Here is a 1,431-nt window from a genome sequence, read left to right on the forward strand (position 1 = left end):
GCTGATAATATCAACGTTTCTTATTTAGATATCACACCAAAAACGTCTATTTTGAAGTAAGTAATTAAAACTTTTGGCACAAAATTTGGCACATTTATTTATGGTTCTTGCTGGACTCGAACCAGCGACCGAACGGTTAGCTACCAACTGAGCTAAAGAACCTAGTATGATAATCTGTAGCACTTATCTTGGTTATTATATAAGATCTGTATGGATGGAACTGCAGATTATCAAGTGTGTGTAATTGAATGTTTTTCTCATCCACTAAAACTATTATAACACACTACTATAAATAATTGACAATTGTCTGAAAAATTGTTAATATTTAAATTGTTAGTACCTCTTATGTTTTGTATATAGTAAACTTTTTCTGAATTTGTACTAACACTCATTATCCTCTAGTTGGACTCCTTGAAGTCATCCAGCTAGAGCTTTTTTATTTGAAAAAAGCCACTCCGAAGAATGGCTTGACTCTAGGAATAGGATGAAATCTCACAAACATCCCGACTATATTATAGCATAAAAAAAAGCGCCCCAGTTAGGAGAGGGACGCTCGGAGTAAATTTATGAAAAATTATATATTTTTGGGTAAATATAGTATATATCTACTTCCTTAACTAGAACAAAAAGCCCTGTTTAAGGGCAGACGTTATCTTATATAGGTAAGATGAATTCATTCTACTACTTTTTGTATTCATTTTCAAATAAAAAACACCGTCACTTAGTCAAAACGATGTTCTCGGAGTTATTTATAACCTTATGTAAAAGGATAAAATTATTATACAATTTACTGTTTCCGTTGTAAAGAAAAAACGCCCTCGCTTTGGAAAAGGGCGCTTTATCTCTTCATAAACACTTAGCTATTTGTATTTGTAATTGGAATAGCATTCATGATTCCATCATTATAACAATATCAATAAAATGACGAAGTAACATTTATTAACAAAAAAAGCCCTGACCGAAGTCAGGCATAATTTTTATAGTTTATTCGCATTTAATCGACGTTGTAATTCTCTCACAGAATCAGAAACTGGGCTAATCGTTCCATCTTGTGTTGTTCCAAGATGTTTTTGTAGTGCTTTAATTGTTCCTTGACCAAAAAGTCCATCTTGGCCAACTCCTAAAAATCTTTGCAATGCTTTGACCACGTTAGAACCTGTCAGTGATGAGTCGAACTGAGCCGCATAAATATTTTGGTTAAAAGTTTGCTTATATTGATGACTGATCACTCCATCTTTACCAGCGGTATCAAAGTATTCTTGCAATCGTTTAGCAGTCGCATTGCCAAATTGACCATCAACATTTAAGATAACCATTTGAGGTTTATTGTCAGTATTTCCTGAACCTGAGCCAACGATTCGATAAAAGTGATGTGGTAAGCGAGACAGGCCGGGAAGGCGGCGGGAACGACTCGTAGAGGCGGCGAACCCG

General features: G+C 34.8%; 1 protein-coding gene and 1 tRNA gene. Both read right to left on the reverse strand.

From position 1 onward, the window contains the following. Positions 1-101 precede the first annotated feature (101 nt). Positions 102-162 (reverse strand) — tRNA-OTHER (locus tag ABZ914_RS51345). 815 nt (positions 163-977) lie between these two features. Beyond that, positions 978-1,431: hypothetical protein (locus tag ABZ914_RS51350; RefSeq protein ID WP_500201811.1), on the reverse strand; the 454-nt coding region annotated here is incomplete at its 5' end.

Origin of the sequence: Spirillospora sp. NPDC046719 (assembly GCF_040645715.1) — a bacterium.
Lineage (GTDB): Bacteria > Actinomycetota > Actinomycetes > Streptosporangiales > Streptosporangiaceae > Spirillospora.